This is a genomic window from Oleiphilus sp. HI0128, assembly GCF_001635365.1.
Genome location: NZ_LWGG01000570.1, coordinates 1 through 653, shown reverse-complemented (window position 1 = coordinate 653; position 653 = coordinate 1). Strand labels below are relative to the sequence as shown.

Sequence of the window (653 nt, the reverse complement as noted above, 5' to 3'; positions counted from 1 at the left end):
GTTCCTTACAAGGTATTGAACGCACGGATACTCCAGCGTTTAGTTTCCAGGGCCATCCCGAAGCGAGCCCGGGCCCGCATGATGTCGCGCCTTTGTTTGACCGCTTCATCGATACGATGAGAGCTCGTGCTAAGTAATTAGTACTGTTGTTTAGTCAGCAAAATACTTGCTGAAAGTGAACCTATTTTGTTGTGAGTGAGCACCTTAGCTATTTACAACCTAACTCTTAGAGAACGGAAAGAATTAAATGCCAAAGCGTACCGACATAAAGAGTATTCTAATACTAGGCGCCGGCCCTATCGTCATCGGGCAGGCCTGTGAGTTTGACTATTCAGGTGCTCAAGCGTGTAAAGCGCTTCGCGAAGAGGGTTATCGAGTTATCTTGGTTAACTCTAACCCGGCAACCATTATGACTGATCCTGCAATGGCCGATGCGACTTATATCGAGCCGATTACCTGGCAGACAGTTGAAAAGATTATCGAGAAAGAGCGCCCTGACGTGTTGTTGCCAACAATGGGTGGTCAGACTGCATTGAACTGTGCATTGGACCTAGAGCGCGAAGGTGTGCTTGATAAGTACAACGTTGAAATGGTTGGAGCGAATGCTGATACCATCGACAAAGCGGAAGATCGTGAGCGCTTTGATACAGCAA

The 653-nt window shown here is 47.5% G+C and carries 2 pseudogenes; both read left to right on the top strand.

Going from position 1 to position 653, the window contains the following annotated elements:
* Window positions 1–137 (top strand): annotated as a pseudogene (locus tag A3763_RS27470) (carbamoyl-phosphate synthase small subunit); the annotation flags it as partial.
* Window positions 138–247: 110 nt separating this feature from the next.
* Window positions 248–653, top strand: a pseudogene (gene carB / locus A3763_RS06910) (carbamoyl phosphate synthase large subunit); the annotation flags it as partial.